The sequence below is a fragment of the Bacillus sp. GW823-FHT06A10 genome, from assembly GCF_058795375.1.
This window is the reverse complement of the sequence record NZ_JBXAHT010000001.1, coordinates 285,124-305,959: the sequence shown is the minus strand read 5'-3', so window position 1 is coordinate 305,959 and position 20,836 is coordinate 285,124. Positions and strand designations below refer to the sequence as shown.

Here is a 20,836-nt window from a genome sequence, read left to right as displayed (position 1 = left end):
TCAATTTAAACGCTCAATACGTTTTGCCCCGTATTGATAAACGAAACCGATACTAAATACTATGCTTACGACTAGTAAAATTCCCGTCATCATGAAATCTTTCGTCGCAAGTGCAAATATCACTGTAAAGATTACGCTCCCGATGATTAGAATCGCATTTAATAAAGTAAGAAAATCTTTCTTCTTTTCATCTACCTTTACTGGGTACAAATCAAGCCAAATTTTCATGCGGTGATGTTTCCATAAAGTTAATAGCTGATAACCGATTAAGTATAGGAAGATAAGGCTTACGATAAATCGTCCATATAAAAACGGAATGAAGTAAAGGATAACTCCGCCAAGAGCAAGCAGGCGCACATATAAGCCAAAATAATTACCAGATCTTAAGAAAGTTCTCGTATATAAGTATAAATATGTACGCTTTTCGCCTATCATCGACAGAATGAAATCAAGCCATTTTCTGCGTGCTACTCTCTCTTTTAATGCTGGTACATCAACGAACATATTCGCAATTCGGTACAGCAGCATCATTTTCTTACCTTCTTCAGAAATTAAATACTCCCAGTTTAGCGGCTTTCCTTTTACCATTTGATGCATGATAGCAAGATATAACACCATGAGCAGAACGATTCCGCCAATAACAAGAACTGAATTACGTTCTACAAGGAAATATACAAATAAACCGTTTAAGATAAAACGAATAAACCAATCAGCCTTTTGTATATTTTGATCTGTTAAAAATGACTTTTCCCACGCTACAAATAAATTCCACGCTTTTACAATGACGAATGCGAGTACGATCCATATGTAGCCAGCACCTGTTTGCTTCATTTGTTGGAAGTATAACGGAGCAAGCGCAGCTGCTACGATTGCAATTATGTATAACTGAATCATAAATGTAAAAAGAAATGCCTTGGTGAAGTAAGGTTTTAACTTTTCTTCAACTGGCAGTAAGTAAACGAGATCCGCTTCTTTTAATAACGTTTGAATGGATCCAGCTGTTAACACGAGTCCAAGCAACACTGCCATAACAAGCGCTGTCGGAAACGAAGGTGTTAACGTTTGTAACCATTGCTGGTAATAATACGCTCCTGCGCCGATGATAAATACAAAAATAAATTTCAAATGATCATTAAATACGTATTTACTATATGTACGAACTTCTTTTAGAAAGTGACGAAATCGTTCTTTCCATAATGCTGTGCTATTCATAGTCTTCTTCCTTCGTTAATGCAATATAAATATCATCTAACGTTGCACCCGGCATATTAAACTGTGATTGTAGTTCAGCTAATGTTCCCTTCGCTCTTACTTCACCTTGATGCAAAATAATGAACGAATCACAATAACGCTCTGCCGTCGCTAAAATATGTGTGCTCATTAAAATGCCGGCGCCACTCTTTTTCATTTGATCCATCATTTGAAGAAGTGATTGAATTGCTAACGGATCTAATCCAACGAAAGGTTCGTCTACTATGTAAAGAGATGGCTCAACTAAAAACGCGCTCATAATCATTACTTTTTGTTTCATCCCTTTTGAGAAATGAGATGGAAACCATTTTAAACGATTTTTCATGCGAAATTCATGTAATAGTTGTCCTACACGTTCTTCATATTGTTTTTCATCGACACCGTACGCCATCGCTGTTAGCTTCAAATGTTCTTCTAGCGTTAGCTCATCATATAATACAGGTGTTTCTGGGATGAACGAAAAACTAGAACGGTATGCTGTCATATCATCACGAATTGTTTTCCCATTAATTGTGACAGTTCCTTTTTTCGGTTCCATTAAACCGATAATATGTTTAATCGTCGTACTTTTACCAGCTCCATTTAAACCGATTAAGCCGACAAGTTCGCCTTTATTAACAGAGAACGAAACATCTTTTAATACAGGTCGTTTCGTATATCCTCCTGTAACATTTTCTACACGCAATAACTCGCTCATACGACACCACTTTCTTCATTAGTATTCATTCTATATTCATCTTACCAAAAATGGCGCTGTACTACATAGTATCGATGTCTTAAAAAAAAATTAAATTTATTAGCATATATTTTTACGAAAGCGGACATCATAATTAGTGAAGAAGGAACACATTGAAAAAGCGACCACCAATTGATGAGTACAACAACATAGTTAAGTCATCATGAAATGGGGTGTCCATGTTGGACAAAGAAATTTACACATAACCAGATCATTTGTTTCATTTTAGAAACGGGGTGTCTCCGAAAGAGCATATACTGTTTTAAAAAATAAACAATTTCCTTTTATGAAAGATTGCAATTCATTTCACTTGAAAATGGGGTGTCTACGGCAGAAACTTTAGCCGATTTACCGTGCATTTCTTAAATAAATGAGGTGTCTGCGAAACGTAAATTACGATAATGCTTTTTCAATCCCTCTTCAGAAAACAGGAAGCTGAGTCAGCTTCCTGTTTTTCGTGTTTGTTCTCTTATGTAATTATGGTAAAATACGGCTAAGGATATTTGAAAGGATGAGATCAATGAATCATACAGCAGACAATTGTATTTTTTGTAAAATCATTGACGGGCAAATCCCTTGCTCAAAAGTATACGAAGATGAACATGTGCTTGCATTTTTAGATATTAGTCAAGTAACAAAAGGACATACTCTTGTTATTCCGAAAGTTCACAAACAAGACATTTTTGCGTTAACGCCAGAAATCGCATCACACATTTTTTCTGTCGTTCCAAAAATCGCAAATGCGATTAAAGCAGAGTTTAATCCAGTTGGCTTTAACCTACTTAACAATAACGGTGAAAAAGCTGGACAAACTGTGTTCCACTTCCACCTTCATTTAATTCCACGCTACGGTGAAAAAGATGGTTTCGGTGCTGTTTGGAAATCACACCAAAATGAATACACTATGGAAAATTTACAAAACATCGCAAGTACAATTGCAAATAGTGTGAAATAATGACACTATAAGAAGGCGTAATACATAACAAGCCACTTCCCTGAAGTCATCAAATTCCGCATGGCTTGTTTCTTCTCTTAAAATGCTCAGGGATGATTTTTTTGTGCATAGCACATATAAGAAAGATATGCATATTGTTTTACATCATGAATACGAACAAAAAATAAGGAGGTCTCCTTTTATGTCAAAAGCTAAATCCTTTATTACAGGTGTTATTTGCGGGGGAGCAGTTGCAGGACTAGCCGTTCTTTTCTCAACTCCTTCTTCTGGTAAAGACATGCGCGGCAAGTTAAAAGAAAAAGGAAATGATATTAAAAAGACTTTAGCTGATATTACAGCTGATACGAAATTATTAAAGCGTCAAATTGTTGAAACTGCTTCAGAAGGTAAAGAAGTGTTCCAAGAATTAAAAGATGACATGCAAGACACGCTTTCTAACTGGAAACAAGATATTTCTCAAAACAAGCGCCATATTGAGAAAGAAATTTTGGACATCCAAAAGTCAATTGAGAAACTGCAAGAAGCTGTTCCAGAAAAAGCGTAAACAAATTCCTGCTTAGTTTTTTGCATATAACAAATATTTTTTATATAAATTGACCTTGACACGGCATATCGTATAGATATGCCGTGTTTTTATGCATTTACAATATATGTTATCAATTAACATGTAAGGACAACGCATGTATTCATGACTCATAAAACGCTTCCATAGTTATGCATGATTTGTATAGAATGTCATTTTGTTAAAAAATTTTCACAATTCTTACAAAAAGACTTTATTAATTTTTATTTTACTGGCATAATAGATAGTAATGAAAAAGAATGTTAAAGTGGGTGAGTAAATGAAAAGTGGAGAAAAAGATTACTCGGTAAAAGAAGCGATGATTTTCAGCCAACGCATTGCTCAATTATCGAAAGCGTTATGGAAATGTGTAGAGAAAGATTGGCAGCAGTGGATTAAACCTTACGATTTAAATATTAATGAACATCATATTTTAACAATCGCTTATCATTTAAAAGGGGCTTCTATTTCTGAGATTGCTAAGTTTGGAGTTATGCACGTATCAACAGCGTTTAACTTCTCGAAAAAGCTGGAAGAACGCGGCTATCTTGTATTCTCAAAAAAGGAAGATGATAAACGAAATACGTACATTGAAATTACAGACAAAGGGGAAGAATTACTACTTCGCTTAATGGAGGAGTATGATCCTGAAAATAATTCAGTGTTTAATGGGGCTCTTGCACTTCGTAATTTTTATGGGAAGTTCCCAGAAAATATCGAACTGATTGCAATCCTGCGTAATATTTACGGACAAGACTTTATCGATATTTTTGAGAAATCATTAGAAGATATTGAAGAGAACTTTACAGAATCCGATCAAAAGTTAGTTAAGAAATAATCTATTTATTTTTTCGCAATCATGCTTAAGAATTCATTCATAAGCGGCTTAAATAAACCTTGTTTTGCTAGCGCTTCCGCAGTTTCGTGTACTTCGAGCTGATGTGGAAGCGCTTTTTCAAATTGATCTAACAGCGCATCGAACAAAAGAAGCCCTTCTGCTTTCTCCACTACATATTGCTCGTTCAGTTTTTCACAAAGATTTAGTATACGTTCAATATCTTTTTTACGAGCTTTTTTCTTTATGATCAAAGAATAAAATGGACACTTCTCTTCATCAATCATTTTAAATAGTAGGTCTACGTAGTATTCAGCTTGTTCTAATCTTCTAACAACGTCCATTTTCTCCCTCACTTTCTAACACAAAGTCTTCTATTTCTGAATTTTGTAACACGAACAAAATATCGTGTGATACAATATATGTATATGTATTTTAGCCAAAAGGAGGTCTCGCCTCATGACACTTATAACAGTTGTTTTTGTCGCATTCGCACTTCTTGTTATATTTTACACGAATTTCATGACACATACACTGTGTGAACGAAAACAAATAGCTGCGAGCCGCCAGCCCGGTGTCTTTCGGGTTATTAATGTATGTATAACAATTTTATTAATTTCTAGTTATATAGAAATTATATTTCATGGAAAGTGAGGAAGGAAAGCCCCTTCCTCACTTTTTTCCTCTATAAGCAAATTATACCTACAATAACCAATAAAATAAACAGTACAAGTAATAAAATAAGTTGAGAATTCATCCCCATCCCCTCCTCTATTCTGTATATGCGGCATACGCCCAATATGGCACACTTTCAAAATCTGACACGTACTGGTTAATTTTTCTTTATCAATATGAAAACGCGTCGAAATATGATATATTAAATTTTGTACATATTGCTTATACTATAGAACAAAACATTCATCAAAACTTTATCCTCAGCCACGGTAAGCCCTGTTAAGCGCGCTTTACCAATACAAAAAAGCAAAAGTATCAGTGAGACTTAATCGGGCTCTTATGAATTTAAAATTCATCGGTGTAGGATAAATTAAAAATACATAATAGTAGGAGTGTTTATCGAATGAAGAAAGCTATGCTTGCATTAGCCGCAACAAGTGTAATCGCATTATCAGCATGTGGAACATCATCATCAGACAAAATCGTTACATCTAAAGCTGGTGACATTACAAAAGAAGAATTCTACGATCAAATGAAGACACAAGCTGGTAAACAAGTACTAAACAACATGGTTATGGAAAAAGTACTTATTAACAACTACAAAATTGAAGACAAAGATGTAGACAAAAAGTACGATGAAATGAAAAAACAATTCGGTGATCAATTCGATACACTATTGAAACAACCAGGTGTTACAGAAAAAACGTTAAAGAATAATGTACGTGCTCAATTAGCTCAAGAAAAAGCGATTGAACAAGCAATTACCGATAAAGATGTAAAAGCAAAATTCGAGGATTATAAAAAAGAAATTAAAGCAAGTCATATCCTTGTAAAAGATGAAGAAACTGCTAAAAAAGTGAAAGATGAACTTGCTCAAGGTAAATCTTTCGAAGAATTAGCAAAACAATACTCTGAAGATACAGGCTCAAAAGAAAAAGGTGGCGACTTAGGATTCTTCGGACCAGGGAAAATGGTAAAAGAATTTGAAGAAGCAGCTCAAAAGTTGAAAAAAGGTGAAGTAAGCGAACCTGTAAAAACACAATTCGGTTACCATATCATCAAAGTAACTGATAATCACGCAGATGCAAATTTCGATAAAGCAAAAGCTGATATTAAAAAATCACTAGCTCAAGAAAAAGTACAAGATGCACAATTCATGAACGATCTTATGATGAAAGAAATCAAAAAAGCTGACGTAAAAGTTGACGATAAAGATTTAAAAGATCTTTTCAAAGAGCCAAAAGCTGACGAGAAAAAAGACGAAAAGAAATAATGAAAAGCTCGGGCTAAGCCCGAGCTTTTTTATGTCCCCTCTTCCAGAGGGAAATTGTGTACAGATTGGGTAAATGAAATTACATGATTGACTCTTCGATTCTATAGAAAGGATAACGTCTTTTTCATTTTATGGATAGTGTAAAATCTTAGTTAGTTTTACACTATCTTCGTTACCGAAAGTTTATTTTGTCATTCGTTTAACTAAAACCATCTTTTATGCATTTCACTTAAAAACATTTCTGTGATTCTAAATCCTGAACTTTCCCCTATAATAGAGTCAATCCCACAATGCGGACAAACTGCTGTGTTATCATCATCCCACCACTCTGTAATTTTTTCTGGATGGAAAATTTCTAAACAATAGAAACAACCACATATAACATCCTTTTCTAAGTGCTTTCTATTACGAGAACAAAAACGATGTGCTTCCTCAAAATATTTTCCCATCAGTATCCCCCTATTCCTGATTGTTTCTATACTTTACTTAGATTATCCTCGGCAAAATTGCAATTATTTCTTACAGAAAAACAAAAAACCCTTGATTCACAACGCGTGGAACCAAGGGTTTATCTCATCATTATTGATTAAATTAAGAAACTATGTTAAATTAGTACAGAAACACGTTTTCTAAAATACACAGAACGTATTTATCCGTATCTTAATTGTACAACAAAACCTTTCTTCAGTCAACCTCTATTTTTCACTTTTAAAGGAGTGCTTACGTATGAACAAAAAACTTGATCTAGAGCAAAAACGATTGGATACCGTAATCGAAACGATTACGCAGCAAATTGATAAGCTGGAAAACGAAACTGGCAGACGCCGGGCAGAAGTAATCAACATCCGTAAACACTTCTGGGATGACGTTAAAGTGAATACAGATACTTTTGATGATTACCTTGAAACAGTTATCAACTTAAGACAACAAGCTCAGTCACTAGCTGTTACACAAATCACCCATAAACACACCTTTAATCGACTTGCCGCGCTGCGACGCATGCAAAAAGCACCTTACTTCGGACGCATCGATTTTACTGAAGAAGGCGAACCTGCCGCAGAACAAATCTATATCGGTGTTTCTACCCTTACTGATGCAAGCGGAGAAAACTTTCTTATTTATGACTGGCGCGCCCCAATTTCAAGTGTTTATTACGACTATCCACCAGGACCGGCTGAATACAACACACCAGGCGGCGTAATTCGCGGTAATGTGGAGAAAAAATTACAATACATTATTCAAAATGGCGAGATTGATTCCATGTTCGATACGAGCCTCACAATCGGTGATGAAATTCTGCAACAAGCGCTCGGAAAAGGTACAAACAAACATATGCAGAGCATCGTCGCTACGATTCAGCGTGAGCAAAATGAAATTATCCGTCACGATGAAGGCCGACTCCTTATCGTTCAAGGAGCTGCTGGTAGTGGTAAAACATCAGCTGCCCTGCAGCGAATCGCCTACTTACTATATAAATATCGCGAATGGCTAAAAGCGGATCAAATTATTCTCTTTTCCCCTAACTCTATGTTCAATAGCTACGTTTCTAACGTACTACCTGAACTCGGTGAAGAAAATATGCAGCAAGTAACATTCCAAGAATATTTAAACCATAGACTAAGTAAGTCATTTGATGTGGAAGATCCTTACGAACAATTAGAATATATGCTAACTGAAACAAATAGCGCAAATTACAAAATTAGAAATGCGAGCATCCGATTTAAAGCATCCACTCAATTTTTCGAAATGATTAAAGCGTACAGACAATCTCTTGAAACTTCAGGCATGCTATTTAGAGGAATGAAATTTAGAGGGAAACTGATCGCCTCAGCTAAAGAAATTACAGAGCAATTTTACAATACTGACTCCTCCCTCCGCTTCCATAGTCGAATTGAGAAGTTAACGGATTGGCTAAATAAACAAATAGATGCACTTGAAAAAGCAGAACTGAAAAAGCCTTGGGTAGAAGAAGAAATTGAATTACTTAGTAAAGATGAATATCAAAAGGCTTATAAATACTTGCAGAAAAAAGGCGAGTTTGACGACAACTCTTTTAATGACTATGAGAAAGAAACGAAAGTCCTGGGACGTATGATTGTCCGCAAAAAATTGAAGCCGCTTCGTAAAGGCGTTCAAACACTGCGCTTCATCAATTTCACAGGAATCTATAAACAACTCTTCACAGACGCATCATGGGTTACTGGAGAAAAACCGAAAGAATGGGATGACATTTGCTCTCTAACGGTGAACATGCTTGATGAAGGAAAGCTATATTACGAGGATGCGACTCCATTTTTACTTTTAAAAGAATTAATTGAAGGCTTCCAAACGAACAGATCGATTAAACACGTACTCGTAGATGAAGCGCAAGATTATTCTCCGTTTCAGTTCGAGTTCTTAAAACGTCTCTTCCCTGCTGCAAGAATGACGGTACTCGGAGACTTTAACCAAGCGATATTTGCCCATGCGAGTGAGGCAGTGAATTTCAATACACTTACTAGCTTATACGGACCAGATGAAACGAACGGTATTAACTTAACTCGTAGCTACCGCTCAACAAAACCGATTATTGAATTTACACGTGCTCTCGTACCGGAAGGGAAGAACATTCACGCCTTTGAACGCGACGGCGAGAAACCTACAGTAACGAAAGTAGCTGATTACAGCGAACTGCACGAGCATATTACTACAAAAGTTACCGAACTACAAAAACAAAATCACAATACAATCGCAATTATATGTAAATCCGCAACTGAAAGCGCCGCTGCATACGAAGCACTCCGTCATATCGAGAATATTAAACTCGTGAAGAGTAACTCAGCCGAGTATGAGCAAGGTATTGTCGTGATCCCTGCTTATTTAGCGAAGGGTATTGAATTTGACGCTGTTATTATTTATGATGCTTCTGAAGATGTATACAGTGATGAGAGCGTACGTAGATTGTTCTACACTGCTTGTACGCGCGCGATGCATGAGTTGCAACTTTATAGTGTTGGCGAGGTTAGTCCTTTTGTGCTTGGGGCTAATTCGGAGAGTTTTAAGCTTATAACGAAAACACCTTGATGATTCAAGGTGTTTTTCTCATTCTAATTGAAATATCCTTACGCCTATACACACTCAGCACGATCCCCATTATAAGCGCATGAAATACAGTTGGCGTTAATCCGTAGCTAATAAAAGGTAAGGATATAGCAGCATGCGGCAATAATCCTAGTATCATTCCAACATTATAAATGAATTGGAATACAAAAAGAGTCACTCCACCAGCGAGCAGCAATTTACCATACCGATCATTTATTTTATAAGATATGACTATTAATCTTGCTACAAAAAGAGAAAGCACGAAGATAAGAACTAGCGCAAGCCAATACCCATAATAGTAAGTCAAACTTGCAAATACAAAATCAGTATCCGCAGCAGGAATGAATTTTGTATCTCCAGATGTACCAAACCAACCAGCCGACGACATTACCTCTTTTAAACGTATATACATAAATCCTGCACCACCTGCATCACTCTCCGGATTTAAATACCCTAAAATTCTATCTAAGTGATATCCTGAAGACCAGGATACCGATGCCCTGATAATAAATAAACAAATGGGTACAATCGTAATAATCAACGCCGTTTTCTTTCCTAACTTACTCCACCAAAGCATAACGAATACCATTGTCATATAAACAAAAATTGACGAAAGGGTTGATACAATCAAAAATAAATACAAAGAAAATAAATATAAAACCACAAGATGCATAACCTTTAACCTACTATTATTGAAAAAAGACGCCCACGCTAGAAAAAAGAACGGTACTGCTATTAAACAATCAATTTCAATAGGACCGATTTTTATTAACGGTTCTCCAGTCAACGAAGCGTTCGGAAAACAGTATAGCATTAACAGAATGAGTACCCCGATTGTGTAAAACAACCCTCCCATTCTCTCTAATTTCCGATAATCAATCAGCATCATCCCAAAAGCTGTTACAACACCGAGAATAACAAATATCACCTTATTCATTATTACATCATTCGTATATCCAAAAGCTATAACTGGCAAAAATCCTAGCCCCATCGCAGCCACTAATAAACCAATTAAGAACCAATCAACCTTTGGCTTATGTAGTTTATTAAGTTCCTGGCCAAGCTTAATTGGACTTCCCATTTGTTCAACAGCCTTATCTTCAGCAACTTCCTCACTTAAGCCTTTCTCTATCCACATATTCTTCGTCTGTTTCAAGTGAAAGTCTAGTTCTGTTGCCACCAAGTCCTTTGCTTCTTTTGATTTAATATGGTTCGTAACTTCTTTTAAAAAACGCTCCCCTTTTTTGCTCAATTTTTTCTCACTCCTGTACTAATCCTTTTAATATAAATCGTGCCTTCGTAGCATTCTTCTCTGCCTTTCGCAGCATTTTATTTCCTTTATCATTTAATTGATAATATTTAGCTCCCGCGTGATCCCAGCTAGATTGGATAAAGCGATTTTGTTCTAGACGATGTAATAAAGTGTATAGAGACCCTTCACCACCTTCGAATTTTTGAATCCCTCTCCCTCTTAGCAACTGCATCAATTCATAACCCGTTTTTTCATTCATAAGAAGTTGTAACACTGCTAAAAGGATATCTTCTTCCTTTTCGGACGATTGCTTAATTTTTTCGCGCACCTGCTTCTGGTGCTGATCAGAAAAACTCAAATGTTTAAACGTTGTGTTCTCCATTGATTTTCGCAAGCCTTTTAATCGATCTTCCATTTGATTATTCCTCCAATCCTTTCTTCAAAAGCTCCTTCGCTTTTTTCAGTCTCGTTTTTATCGTGTTTTCCTTTACTTCTATTACTGTAGCAATCTCTTTAATTGATAATTCTTCATAATAAAATAGATAAATGACTTCTCGATATTTTATCGGTAAACTCATTACCGCAGAAGCCAACCTACTATCCTCCGCATTTTGAATGACAGTTTGTTCGACACTATCATTTTGAATCCCAATATACGCAAATTCATCCTCTGTAACGATTACCTTTTTGTTATACCAACTTTTTATATAGTCCTTACATTGATTAATCGCAATTCTCCATAACCACGTTTTCACATTCGATTTCCCTTTATATGTATGAAGAGATTTATAACATTTTACAAATATATCTTGCGTTACATCCTCCGCAATCTCTTTATTATTCACATATGAATACACAAGCTGCAGGACTTCTTGCCCATACTTGTTCATTATTTCGTCGATAAGTTCCTCCTTATCTTCTATTTCAAACGCTTCTATCGTTAATTCATCCACATCATTTCCTCCTTCCCATATATTAGACGACGCACTGTATGGAAAAGTTTTATAAATACATAAAAAAATACGGATGGTAATGTCCATACCGTTTTTTTATGAATATTTATTTACTTCTTGTCCCCTGACACTAATGCTCTGCTTAAAAACTAGGAATTTTCATCCATATATCTAGTTCCCTATTTTAAAACATAATACAATGAATACGTAACTTAATAAGCTATAACTAGTAGGTGTGGTAATCATCTCTTCCATTTTGAAAAAAGGGGGAGGTGATAATATGATCGCGATGTTTGTAATTAAATTAGTGTATGGTATCCTAACCGGAGCTGGCGTTGTCATCGGTAGAAGATACGTCGGTCCATGGCTAATTTCTGTATACAAAAAAGCGAGAACCACCCTGCTTCGTGGAAAAGGTAAGGGCGGTTCTCGGCTAAAACGTTAATGTAATTGTCTTATAACCGCACCTACTACCACAATAGCAAGTTAGGTTACAAAGGCAGAAGTTTCTCAGGCTTCTGTCTTTTTTATTTTATGCAAAATTCACACTAAATACTCTATCATCATTGTAACACATTTTATTTATTTTTAGTCAAGAGAAAAAATCACCTAAAAGGCTCCCCTTCAGGTGGTTCTCTATTTTACGCTAACGCAGCTGCCTGCTCTTGTTGATCTAGACTTTTTCTAGTTCAGCTGTGCCGCTCTCATCATTTATAGCACCAATAAAGACGGATTATGGACCCGCTTCATAACAGTAGGATTAAACAAGGAACAACACCTATTACGAATATAAAAAATCCTCTCACTACATAGTACCTATGTTTTCAGCGATACTCTATTACCATCAAATTAAATTTGTATAATTTAAACTACAGAATAGCGAGCTAATTTTCAAATATCTTCTTTCGCATAACCCTAAATTTATTATCCAGTTGCATTATGCTTATAAATAAAAGATATCCTACCGACGCACCGAGCATATTTATAGCAATCCGCCACACATCAAAAACATCAGACAAAGTTAGTAAATGTAATATCTCCCAAACAAGAAAGGTCATAACATACCACTTACGAGCTTTCTTATAGTTAGTCACTTTATTAATCAGCACTGGAACGAAAAATCCGAATGGAACTACTAATATTATATGTTGTAAAACGCTTAACCAATAAGTTGAGTTTCCCCAAGGACCTGGATGTGCAATAAAATCTTTAACTTGCCAAAGTGTTATTCCAAAAAGTTGTAATAACGTTTCTAAATCAGATATATGTAAAAATTGCTGCCAAAATTCAATGGGATGATAGACAGTCCCACCACCTGTCAAACTGCGAACAGAGTCAAATGTAGAAGTTGAAATAAACGTTCCTAAAAAGACAATAAAACAAATGATTATATAAGGAATACATAAAATTTTTGATAATACCTTTAATGGCCTAGGAACTTCGTATACCGATTTATTAATCTCTACGCCAATAACTTTTGATTCTCCAAAACTTTGAATCGCTTTATAAATCGCTTCTTTTTCATTCATACCTTGTTCCATATATTCTTCTTTCAAGCTGTTCAAGTGATCATACATTTCTAGAAATAACTCATCCTGTTCAATATCACTAAGTTCTGAATAGGCTAAAATAGACTTAATATACTCATCAAATTCACTCATAAATAACTCCTTTCTGACAAGCTTGAATTAATGCTGTTACACTCTCCCAAGAGTTCACTTTCTTCTGCAATTCTTTTTTCCCTTTATCTGTAATAGTATAGAATTTCCTTTTCATCCCATTCTCAGATTCATTCCAATAAGATTCAAGAAACTCCTTTTTCTCTAATCGCTTTAAAGCAGGATACAAAGTTCCCTGTCCCATACTATACAAATCTTCACTTGCATCCTTTAAACTTTGAGCTATTTCGTAGCCGTATGTATCACGTTTTGCAACGATAGAAAGTAATAAAATATCTATACTTCCCTTCAAGATTTCTTTGTCCAACAATACCACCACCTTATATACATAGTATAACAACATATGTCGTTATACAACATAGTTAGAAAAATAACCCATAAAAAAACCACCTAAAGGCTCCCCTTCAGGTGGTTCTCTATTTTATGCTAACGCAGCCGCCTGTTCTTGTTGATCTACAGGAATTACAGCGTCTGTTAGTGCTTTTTCTAGTTCAGCTGTATATTTCATTTGTTCTTCTTTGCTCCAGCCTAGTTTCGCAGCCATGTAGTTGATTACTGCTTCTTTCCACTCGTATACCCAGTGGATGTTGAAGAATACAGCGCCTCTGCGGCGTACGAAGAAGTCAACTGGTTTTGCTGTCATTTCGTAATCCATTGCGTATACAAGTGGGATTAGAACTTCAAGCGGCATGTTGTATTCTTTCGCTTCTTCTTTATGTTTTTTCGCTAAGTCGAACAGTACATCAACGTTAGAGCCGTAGAATTTCGCGAACTCTTCTGCTTGTACTTTCGTTAAACCAGATTTTGTACCTTCGTCTGCTTTTTTCGCAACAAATGCTGGGAATCCGTGTGAACCATCTACATGTCCACCAGAGATTGGCATATGTTTCGTATCGCTCTTCGGATATGCGCTATGACCTTCTTTTTGTAGTAAGTTCGTTACGTAATCTACTACCATTTCAGCCATTTTACGGTATCCTGTTAATTTACCACCTGCGATTGTAATTAAACCAGATTCAGAAGTCCAAATTTCATCTTTACGAGAAATTTCAGATGCATTCTTACCTTCTTCATAAATTAACGGACGTACACCAGCCCAGCTTGATTCAATGTCTTTCTCTGTAATTTTCACGCTTGGGAACATGTAGTTAATCGCATTAATGATGTATGTGCGATCTTCTGTTGTCATTTGTGGTACAGCTGCGTCTTTATCATAGAACGTATCTGTTGTACCTACGTATGTTTTTCCTCCGCGAGGAATCGCGAACACCATACGTTTATCTGGTGTATCGAAGTAAATTGCTTGCCCGAGTGGGAAACGTTTTTGATCAATTACTAAGTGAACACCTTTTGATAACTGAAGTACTTTTCCTTTTTTCGAGTTATCTTTTTCACGAAGTGTATCTACCCAAGGACCAGCTGCGTTTACAATTTTCTTACCGTAAACTTCATATACTTCACCGTCTAGTAAATCGATTACACGTACACCGCATACTTTTCCATCTTTATATAAGAAACTGTCTACTTTTGCGTAGTTAACAGCTTTCGCACCATGCTCAATTGCTTCTTTCATTACTTCAATTGTAAGACGCGCATCGTCTGTACGATATTCTACGTAGTAACCGCCGCCTTTTAATCCTTCTTTTTTTACAAGAGGCTCTTTGTTTAGCGTTTCTTCACGGTTAAACATCTTTCTGCGCTCGCTTCGTTTTACACCTGCTAAGAAGTCGTATACACGAAGACCAATTGATGTACTAAATGATCCGAACGTACCGCCTGTATGGAACGGAAGTAACATCCACTCTGGTGTTGTTACATGGGGACCGTTCTCATATACGATCGCGCGCTCTTTACCCACCTCTGCTACCATTTTCACTTCAAGTTGTTTTAAATAACGTAGACCACCGTGTACAAGCTTCGTTGAACGACTTGATGTACCTGCTGCAAAGTCCTGCATTTCAAACACAATTGTTGATAACCCGCGTGTTGCTCCATCTAATGCAATACCAGAACCAGTAATACCTCCACCAATTACGATCACATCTAACTCTTGTTTATTTACTCCGTTTAATACGTCTTTACGTTGTTTACTTGAAAATTTCATGGTAATTCCTCCCTTTGATAACGAAAAAAGAGACCACAAACTCCGCTATAGATTTCGCCTCTATAGCGCGTTGTGGTCTCTCCAAATCTCCTACCGAATTATTAACTTGTCACCATTATAACACTGTTTATGATTATTTGAAAGCTTTTGTTGCTTCAATTGCTTTTTTCCATCCAGCATATAGCTCTTCGCTTGTTTCCGCTTCCATCGTTGGTTCAAAGCGTTTGTCCATATGCCACTGTGATTTAATTTCATCTTGGTTTTTCCAATATCCAACCGCAAGACCAGCTAAGTATGCTGCACCTAAAGCTGTCGTTTCGTTGATCACTGGACGCTCTACAGGAACATCTAAAATATCACTTTGGAACTTCATTAAGAAGTTATTTTTAACCGCTCCGCCATCAACGCGTAATGTTTTCAGTTCAATACCTGAATCTGCTTCCATTGCGCATAATACATCTTTCGTTTGGTAAGCTAAAGATTCTAGCGTTGCACGAATGAAATGCTCTTTCGTCGTACCGCGTGTTACACCAAACATAGCGCCGCGTACTTCACTATCCCAATAAGGTGTTCCTAGTCCAACGAATGCTGGTACAACGTATACACCGTCAGTTGATTCAACGCGAGAGGCATATACTTCACTCTCACTTGCATCTTTAAACATGCGCATTCCGTCACGTAACCACTGAATCGCAGAACCTGCTACGAAAATACTTCCTTCTAATGCGTAGTTCACTTTACCATCTATTCCCCATGCAATCGTTGTTAATAGACCGTGCTCAGAAGCTACTGCTTTTTCACCTGTGTTCATTAACATAAAGCAACCAGTTCCGTAAGTATTCTTCGCCATACCTTCACCGAAACAAGCTTGTCCAAATAAAGCTGCTTGTTGGTCACCAGCTACACCTGCAATCGGTACATTTTGACCGAAGAAGTGGTAATCAATTGTTTCTCCATATATTTCAGATGATGGACGTACTTCTGGAAGCATACTCTTTGGTACTGTTAACATGTCTAGAAGCTCATCATCCCACTGTAAGTCGTGAATGTTAAACATTAACGTACGTGATGCGTTTGAGTAATCTGTTACGTGTGCTTTACCACCAGATAGTTTCCATACAAGCCATGAATCAATTGTTCCGAATAATAGATCCCCGTTTTCTGCTTTCTCTCTTGCACCTTCAACATTATCTAAAATCCATTTTACTTTCGTACCAGAGAAGTATGCATCAATTAAAAGACCTGTTTTTTCGCGAACAATTTCACTATAACCTTTTTCTTTTAACTCATCACAAATTTCAGCTGTTTGGCGAGATTGCCATACGATTGCGTTGTAAATTGGTTTACTAGTTGTTTTATCCCAGACAACCGTTGTTTCACGTTGGTTCGTAATACCGATACCAGCGATTTGTTCTGGTTTTACATCTGCTTCGCTTAAGCAAGTTGCGATAACTGCTAAAATAGATCCCCAAATTTCTTGTGCATTATGCTCTACCCAGCCCGGCTTTGGAAAATGTTGTGTAAACTCTTTTTGAGCTGAATGAACAATTTCACCTTTTTTATTGAAAAGAATTGCGCGTGAGCTTGTTGTTCCTTGGTCTAATGAAAGAATATATTTTTTCATATCGGTTTCCCCCTTATGCTACTTTTCTACTATTTGTATTGCTTCCGCTTTTTTTACTTGTCATATAAGAGATTGCTAGTACAATCACAGTTGCGATAATCACATAAATAAGTGCTGAATTTTGTTTTCCTTCAAATACAACTTGATGGAATAAACCTGCAAGTGATCCACCTAAAATTGGACCAACTACTGGAATCCATGCATACTTCCAGTTTGAACCGCCTTTTCCTGCAATCGGAAGGAAGAAGTGTGCGATACGCGGACCCAAATCACGCGCTGGGTTAATTGCGTATCCTGTTGTCCCACCTAATGATAAACCAATACTTACAATTAAGAAACCTACGATAAATGGATTTAATCCATCTGCAAATTTATTTGCACCAATTGCTAATATACCAAATACTAAAACGAATGTTCCAATCATTTCACTTAAAAGGTTTGCAAATGTGTTCGGAATTGCTGGACCTGTTGCAAATACACCTAACTTTGTTCCTGGATCTTCTGTTTCTTTCCAGTGTGGTAAGTAATGTAAATATACGATAACTGCCCCGATAATTGCCCCAATCATTTGTGCTGCGATATACCCAGGTACGTCACTCCATGGGAACGCTCCCTTAAATGCTAATCCTATTGTTAAAGCTGGATTCAAATGTGCCCCACTAATTGATCCAACCGCATATGCTGCAACCGCTACCGCCAAGCCCCAGCCCATTGTAATTACAATCCAACCAGAATCTTTCGCAAACGACTTCTTTAAACTTACACCAGCACAAACGCCGCCACCAAGTACGATTAACAACGCAGTCCCTATTAACTCTCCTAAAAATGCTGACATAGTATCCCTCCACAATCAATTTAAACGCTTCCAAATGTGATAGAGGTAAAATGAATGGCCATTCGTTTTTGTCAAAAGAAAAAGACCCACAGCTTGCACGCTTCTATATAAATTTATATAGAAACAATGAAATGTGGATCTCTACTTTTCTCCGTCACGTTTATTAACTTGTCTATAATGTTAACCGTAAATGAAAGCGGTGTCAACGAAAAAATTCACATTTTCGTCACTTTTTTTGGTAATGTTTCCATAGTTCGCGTTTTGATGTCGTAATTGCTGTCGCACCAGCGTTTAAAGCTCTTTCCACATCTTCTACAGTACGAATAAAACCACCTGCTAAAATTGGTACACCAGTACGCTCTTTCACTTCAGCGATAACGTCCGTTAATGCTCCAGGAAGTACCTCAATATAATCCGGTTTCGTCTTATCTAAAAGATTGCAGCTCTTCTCCATCGCACTCGAATCGATTAAAAAGATGCGTTGTATTGCCACAACACCTTTTTGCTTCGCCTTCATAATAACGCTCGCCTTTGTTGAAAGTAACCCGTACGGTCTAAACTCCTGACATAAATATTCCGTCGCATGCCCATCACTCTGCAAACCATGAATTAAATCCACATGTAAAAACACCTTTTTACAATATTGCTTCGCAAGCGATATAACACTCTTCAATTGGCCGACATGAATATCTAAAATAACAATATATTCATACGAACTATGTAATAGCTTTTCCAAATCTTTAATTTGCCTCACTGCCGGCAAAATCTTCTGTTCATGAAATTCCATTCTCTATATCCCCTTCTTTATGTCATCCTATCCTTTATAGTACACAATTTAAGTGAAAAGAACAGCTAGTGTAGGGGATTTCTTTCAAATCTTTCCTCTATCTATATATTTTCTTCAACTTATCCGATCCCATACCACCTATAATCATGAATGCAAGGGGCAAAAGATTCATTACATATGGCGCATCTGCTACAATTGTAATACTTGCTCCAGCAAACTTATTTAGCATCCATACAACGATTTTTGCAATAAACAAAAATACTCCTATCATAAATAGACTATCAAAAAACACCTTCCATTTTGGATACGCCAATTGCTTACTATCTTCAATTACTTTCTGCGTCAATTCTTCATCACCCCTTAGCAATTCATCAATTGTAATACCGAACAGGTCACTTAAATGAATAATAATTTCAATGCTCGGATAGTTCTTTCCCGTCTCCCATTTCGAAACAGATTGCCTGCTCACATAAAGTTTTTCAGCCAAATCATTTTGCGACCAATTTCTTTTTTCCCTTTCTTCTTTTAAACGCTCACTAAAAATCATACTGTGTTTATCACCTCTCTATGCCCATTATGTTCAAATAGATGATGAAGAGTAAAGCGAGTTATCGTTGCATTTCCTGCGCAACTTATACGTTACAGCTTATAATGGCGCTCTTTTATATGTATCTTCCCTATACTATGCTCCAATAATAATTTCCCGAACAATAATACAAGGGACGGATACTAATAAAGTGAAACTTTAATCAACCCTCACTAATCGGGCTTTTACGGACAGCCCGTCCCCCACCTAACTTCTTTGATTCCGCTGAATTTTGAGGTGGGGTCTTACTGCCCGGCAAATAGCGGGATAAAGACTAGATTAGGCATAAAAAATACGCCATCCCTTCTTATCAGTCTCCAGAAAGAATAACGCAAATTTTCATTTTTACTCATCATTTTTCGGACTATATGAAAACCCCGGATATTTCACAACAGGCCTCTTCTCCTTACGCAGGGAATCCATTACTTGCGGGCCAACGTGTATATTACTCTCCACTATTTCTTTAGGAGTCAGTGCCATCCATTGATTTAACGATACATCTTCAAAACGATTACTTCTGAACATCTCTAAAAACCATAATGTTTCGGTACCTGTATTTTGAATATAATGCCCCGTCGCAAACGGTACATATCCGACATCGCCAGCTCTATAATCAAATGTACGAGCGGTACCATTTCCAAGAAACACAGTCATTCTCGCTTCCCCTGTCAAATAATATTGCCATTCATCATTATTCGGGTGCCAATGAAGTTCTCTCATTCCACCAGGCTCAACCTCAACGAGCGCTGCTGCGATTGTTTTGGAAATAGGGAAATTTGTAGAATCTACAATTCGAACGCTACCACCAGGCGTCTTAATCGGCTTTTGTTTTAACAATTCATGTTTAAATGTTAAAGGAACTTCTCCTTTCGGTGATTGAATTTCCTGACTTTCAAGCGAACCTGGCACCTCTCCTTGATAAATATAAACTTGATCTGAAGGGATAGAACGAAAAGCACTCTCAGGTACTCCGAAATTAGCCGACAACACTTCTTTTGGCGTATGCGCAAACCAATCAGAAATAGCTAAAGTAGATAAATCAGAAAAATGCCCATCATCAAAAACGAGTAGAAATTCACAATGTTCCAATCCTTGAATGGAATGCGGAATACCCGGCGGAAAATACCAAAGATCACCTGGTCCAACATCAGCAATAAAATTACGCCCATTTTGATCAACAGCCGTTATGCGCGCCCGTCCTAAAAGCATATACGCCCATTCCGCTTCTTTATGCCAATGTAGTTCTCGTACTCCACCGGCCGTTAAACTCATATTTACTCCCGCAATCGTCGTCGAAACCGGTAGTTCCCGAGCAGTAATCTCCCGAGACCACCCGCCTTGTTTCAAAATCATAGAAGTGTCCGAGAATGAAAACTTCAAGTTAGGAACTAACCCTGCATCCGTTATAGGCGGAACAAGCATATTCGGATTTTGAATATCCCGCATAACATTACGAGGTCCAGAATCAATCGCACCTGCTCCGTCGCTGCGGATTGGTTGTGGCACATTCCCTCCCGCTTCATTAACAGTACGTTTCTTCATGATTACACTCCTTTTTCATCCGGTTATGAAGTAAAAAGCCTCCATCATAGTGTATGAATAGGGCTTTGGATGGTTACAGTTACATCATCTGCCTATCATTATCGTT

At 37.0% G+C, this 20,836-nt stretch carries 22 protein-coding genes; 7 read left to right on the top strand and 15 right to left on the bottom strand.

The window, feature by feature from the left end; translation table 11 throughout:
* Both ecsB and ecsA read right to left on the bottom strand, forming a co-directional pair.
* Positions 1-1,212, bottom strand: coding sequence for an ABC transporter permease EcsB (ecsB, locus tag AC1Q8M_RS01615; RefSeq protein ID WP_098365645.1), 1,212 nt, complete (start codon positions 1,210-1,212; stop codon positions 1-3).
* On the bottom strand, positions 1,205-1,948 hold the full coding sequence (gene ecsA / locus AC1Q8M_RS01610) for an ABC transporter ATP-binding protein EcsA (RefSeq protein ID WP_001292597.1): 744 nt from the start codon (positions 1,946-1,948) through the stop codon (positions 1,205-1,207). Before ecsA ends, ecsB begins: the two co-directional genes overlap by 8 nt.
* A 559-nt stretch (positions 1,949-2,507) precedes the next feature.
* Here ecsA and AC1Q8M_RS01605 point away from each other — a divergent pair.
* The 3 genes from AC1Q8M_RS01605 (at position 2,508) to AC1Q8M_RS01595 (ending at position 4,342) form a co-directional block, all read left to right on the top strand.
* On the top strand, positions 2,508-2,942 hold the full coding sequence (locus tag AC1Q8M_RS01605) for an HIT family protein (RefSeq protein WP_001016835.1): 435 nt from the start codon (positions 2,508-2,510) through the stop codon (positions 2,940-2,942).
* Between the two features lie 181 nt (positions 2,943-3,123).
* On the top strand, positions 3,124-3,486 hold the full coding sequence (locus tag AC1Q8M_RS01600; protein WP_000030302.1) for a YtxH domain-containing protein: 363 nt from the start codon (positions 3,124-3,126) through the stop codon (positions 3,484-3,486).
* Positions 3,487-3,784: 298 nt separating this feature from the next.
* Positions 3,785-4,342 (top strand): HTH-type transcriptional regulator Hpr, encoded by a 558-nt coding sequence (locus tag AC1Q8M_RS01595; protein ID WP_000834924.1) that lies wholly within the window; start codon positions 3,785-3,787, stop codon positions 4,340-4,342.
* Positions 4,343-4,347: 5 nt separating this feature from the next.
* Here the strand turns inward: AC1Q8M_RS01595 and AC1Q8M_RS01590 are convergent, their stop codons facing one another.
* On the bottom strand, positions 4,348-4,683 hold the full coding sequence (locus tag AC1Q8M_RS01590; RefSeq protein WP_000383655.1) for a DUF1878 family protein: 336 nt from the start codon (positions 4,681-4,683) through the stop codon (positions 4,348-4,350).
* A gap of 115 nt (positions 4,684-4,798) precedes the next feature.
* On the opposite strand from AC1Q8M_RS01590, the gene AC1Q8M_RS01585 reads away from it, so the two are divergent.
* Together AC1Q8M_RS01585 and prsA are read left to right on the top strand one after the other, a co-directional pair.
* A complete protein-coding gene (locus AC1Q8M_RS01585; protein ID WP_000172690.1) occupies positions 4,799-4,993 on the top strand; it encodes a hypothetical protein in 195 nt (64 codons plus the stop codon).
* A gap of 424 nt (positions 4,994-5,417) precedes the next feature.
* Positions 5,418-6,287, top strand: coding sequence for a peptidylprolyl isomerase PrsA (gene prsA, locus AC1Q8M_RS01580; RefSeq protein WP_098365644.1), 870 nt, complete (start codon positions 5,418-5,420; stop codon positions 6,285-6,287).
* Between the two features lie 203 nt (positions 6,288-6,490).
* On the opposite strand, the gene AC1Q8M_RS01575 is transcribed toward prsA, so the two are convergent.
* Positions 6,491-6,736, bottom strand: coding sequence for a hypothetical protein (locus AC1Q8M_RS01575; RefSeq protein WP_064532783.1), 246 nt, complete (start codon positions 6,734-6,736; stop codon positions 6,491-6,493).
* A gap of 277 nt (positions 6,737-7,013) precedes the next feature.
* Here AC1Q8M_RS01575 and helD point away from each other — a divergent pair, with 277 nt between their 5' ends.
* Positions 7,014-9,350 carry an RNA polymerase recycling motor HelD gene (helD, locus tag AC1Q8M_RS01570; RefSeq protein WP_025118253.1) on the top strand — a complete coding sequence of 779 codons (2,337 nt, stop codon included), beginning with the start codon at positions 7,014-7,016 and terminating at the stop codon, positions 9,348-9,350.
* Positions 9,351-9,354: 4 nt separating this feature from the next.
* On the opposite strand, the gene AC1Q8M_RS01565 is transcribed toward helD, so the two are convergent.
* The 3 genes from AC1Q8M_RS01565 to AC1Q8M_RS01555 are packed head-to-tail and all read right to left on the bottom strand — an operon-like array spanning position 9,355 to position 11,573.
* Complete coding sequence (locus AC1Q8M_RS01565) at positions 9,355-10,620, bottom strand: FtsW/RodA/SpoVE family cell cycle protein (RefSeq protein ID WP_000037416.1); 1,266 nt, start codon at positions 10,618-10,620, stop codon at positions 9,355-9,357.
* 7 nt (positions 10,621-10,627) lie between these two features.
* Positions 10,628-11,035 (bottom strand): PadR family transcriptional regulator, encoded by a 408-nt coding sequence (locus AC1Q8M_RS01560; protein ID WP_000390151.1) that lies wholly within the window; start codon positions 11,033-11,035, stop codon positions 10,628-10,630.
* Between the two features lie 4 nt (positions 11,036-11,039).
* Complete coding sequence (locus AC1Q8M_RS01555) at positions 11,040-11,573, bottom strand: sigma-70 family RNA polymerase sigma factor (protein WP_000344008.1); 534 nt, start codon at positions 11,571-11,573, stop codon at positions 11,040-11,042.
* A 280-nt stretch (positions 11,574-11,853) separates the two neighbouring features.
* Between AC1Q8M_RS01555 and AC1Q8M_RS01550 the strand changes: the two genes are divergently transcribed.
* On the top strand, positions 11,854-12,018 hold the full coding sequence (locus AC1Q8M_RS01550) for a hypothetical protein (protein ID WP_000561154.1): 165 nt from the start codon (positions 11,854-11,856) through the stop codon (positions 12,016-12,018).
* A 439-nt stretch (positions 12,019-12,457) separates the two neighbouring features.
* Here AC1Q8M_RS01550 and AC1Q8M_RS01545 read toward each other — a convergent pair whose 3' ends face one another.
* From AC1Q8M_RS01545 to AC1Q8M_RS01510, 8 genes are all read right to left on the bottom strand, one after another.
* A complete protein-coding gene (locus AC1Q8M_RS01545; RefSeq protein ID WP_001288377.1) occupies positions 12,458-13,234 on the bottom strand; it encodes a VanZ family protein in 777 nt (258 codons plus the stop codon).
* Positions 13,227-13,559 (bottom strand): PadR family transcriptional regulator, encoded by a 333-nt coding sequence (locus AC1Q8M_RS01540; RefSeq protein WP_141533114.1) that lies wholly within the window; start codon positions 13,557-13,559, stop codon positions 13,227-13,229. Before AC1Q8M_RS01540 ends, AC1Q8M_RS01545 begins: the two co-directional genes overlap by 8 nt.
* A gap of 114 nt (positions 13,560-13,673) precedes the next feature.
* Complete coding sequence (gene glpD, locus AC1Q8M_RS01535) at positions 13,674-15,356, bottom strand: aerobic glycerol-3-phosphate dehydrogenase (protein ID WP_000672829.1); 1,683 nt, start codon at positions 15,354-15,356, stop codon at positions 13,674-13,676.
* Between the two features lie 133 nt (positions 15,357-15,489).
* Entirely contained in the window at positions 15,490-16,980 is a 1,491-nt protein-coding gene (gene glpK, locus AC1Q8M_RS01530) for a glycerol kinase GlpK (protein WP_098365642.1), read from the bottom strand.
* 13 nt (positions 16,981-16,993) lie between these two features.
* Entirely contained in the window at positions 16,994-17,815 is an 822-nt protein-coding gene (gene glpF, locus AC1Q8M_RS01525) for a glycerol uptake facilitator protein GlpF (protein WP_001272195.1), read from the bottom strand.
* A 226-nt stretch (positions 17,816-18,041) separates the two neighbouring features.
* A complete protein-coding gene (gene glpP, locus AC1Q8M_RS01520; RefSeq protein ID WP_000394285.1) occupies positions 18,042-18,602 on the bottom strand; it encodes a glycerol uptake operon antiterminator GlpP in 561 nt (186 codons plus the stop codon).
* A 97-nt stretch (positions 18,603-18,699) separates the two neighbouring features.
* Complete coding sequence (locus tag AC1Q8M_RS01515; protein WP_098219337.1) at positions 18,700-19,149, bottom strand: helix-turn-helix domain-containing protein; 450 nt, start codon at positions 19,147-19,149, stop codon at positions 18,700-18,702.
* Between the two features lie 384 nt (positions 19,150-19,533).
* Positions 19,534-20,730, bottom strand: a complete 1,197-nt coding sequence (locus tag AC1Q8M_RS01510; protein WP_000747514.1) for an oxalate decarboxylase family bicupin — start codon at positions 20,728-20,730, stop codon at positions 19,534-19,536.
* Positions 20,731-20,836 lie beyond the last annotated feature (106 nt).

Coding starts and splice junctions, on each gene's coding strand:
- helD (WP_025118253.1), top strand. CDS start 7,014: ATGAACAAAAAACTTGATCTAGAGCAAAAACGATTGGATACCGTAATC.
- prsA (WP_098365644.1), top strand. CDS start 5,418: ATGAAGAAAGCTATGCTTGCATTAGCCGCAACAAGTGTAATCGCATTA.
- AC1Q8M_RS01585 (WP_000172690.1), top strand. CDS start 4,799: ATGACACTTATAACAGTTGTTTTTGTCGCATTCGCACTTCTTGTTATA.
- ecsA (WP_001292597.1), bottom strand. CDS start 1,948: ATGAGCGAGTTATTGCGTGTAGAAAATGTTACAGGAGGATATACGAAA.
- AC1Q8M_RS01545 (WP_001288377.1), bottom strand. CDS start 13,234: ATGAGTGAATTTGATGAGTATATTAAGTCTATTTTAGCCTATTCAGAA.
- AC1Q8M_RS01575 (WP_064532783.1), bottom strand. CDS start 6,736: ATGGGAAAATATTTTGAGGAAGCACATCGTTTTTGTTCTCGTAATAGA.
- ecsB (WP_098365645.1), bottom strand. CDS start 1,212: ATGAATAGCACAGCATTATGGAAAGAACGATTTCGTCACTTTCTAAAA.
- AC1Q8M_RS01510 (WP_000747514.1), bottom strand. CDS start 20,730: ATGAAGAAACGTACTGTTAATGAAGCGGGAGGGAATGTGCCACAACCA.
- glpK (WP_098365642.1), bottom strand. CDS start 16,980: ATGAAAAAATATATTCTTTCATTAGACCAAGGAACAACAAGCTCACGC.
- AC1Q8M_RS01560 (WP_000390151.1), bottom strand. CDS start 11,035: ATGGAAGATCGATTAAAAGGCTTGCGAAAATCAATGGAGAACACAACG.
- glpP (WP_000394285.1), bottom strand. CDS start 18,602: ATGGAATTTCATGAACAGAAGATTTTGCCGGCAGTGAGGCAAATTAAA.
- AC1Q8M_RS01595 (WP_000834924.1), top strand. CDS start 3,785: ATGAAAAGTGGAGAAAAAGATTACTCGGTAAAAGAAGCGATGATTTTC.
- AC1Q8M_RS01600 (WP_000030302.1), top strand. CDS start 3,124: ATGTCAAAAGCTAAATCCTTTATTACAGGTGTTATTTGCGGGGGAGCA.
- glpD (WP_000672829.1), bottom strand. CDS start 15,356: ATGAAATTTTCAAGTAAACAACGTAAAGACGTATTAAACGGAGTAAAT.
- AC1Q8M_RS01605 (WP_001016835.1), top strand. CDS start 2,508: ATGAATCATACAGCAGACAATTGTATTTTTTGTAAAATCATTGACGGG.
- AC1Q8M_RS01590 (WP_000383655.1), bottom strand. CDS start 4,683: ATGGACGTTGTTAGAAGATTAGAACAAGCTGAATACTACGTAGACCTA.
- glpF (WP_001272195.1), bottom strand. CDS start 17,815: ATGTCAGCATTTTTAGGAGAGTTAATAGGGACTGCGTTGTTAATCGTA.
- AC1Q8M_RS01515 (WP_098219337.1), bottom strand. CDS start 19,149: ATGATTTTTAGTGAGCGTTTAAAAGAAGAAAGGGAAAAAAGAAATTGG.
- AC1Q8M_RS01550 (WP_000561154.1), top strand. CDS start 11,854: ATGATCGCGATGTTTGTAATTAAATTAGTGTATGGTATCCTAACCGGA.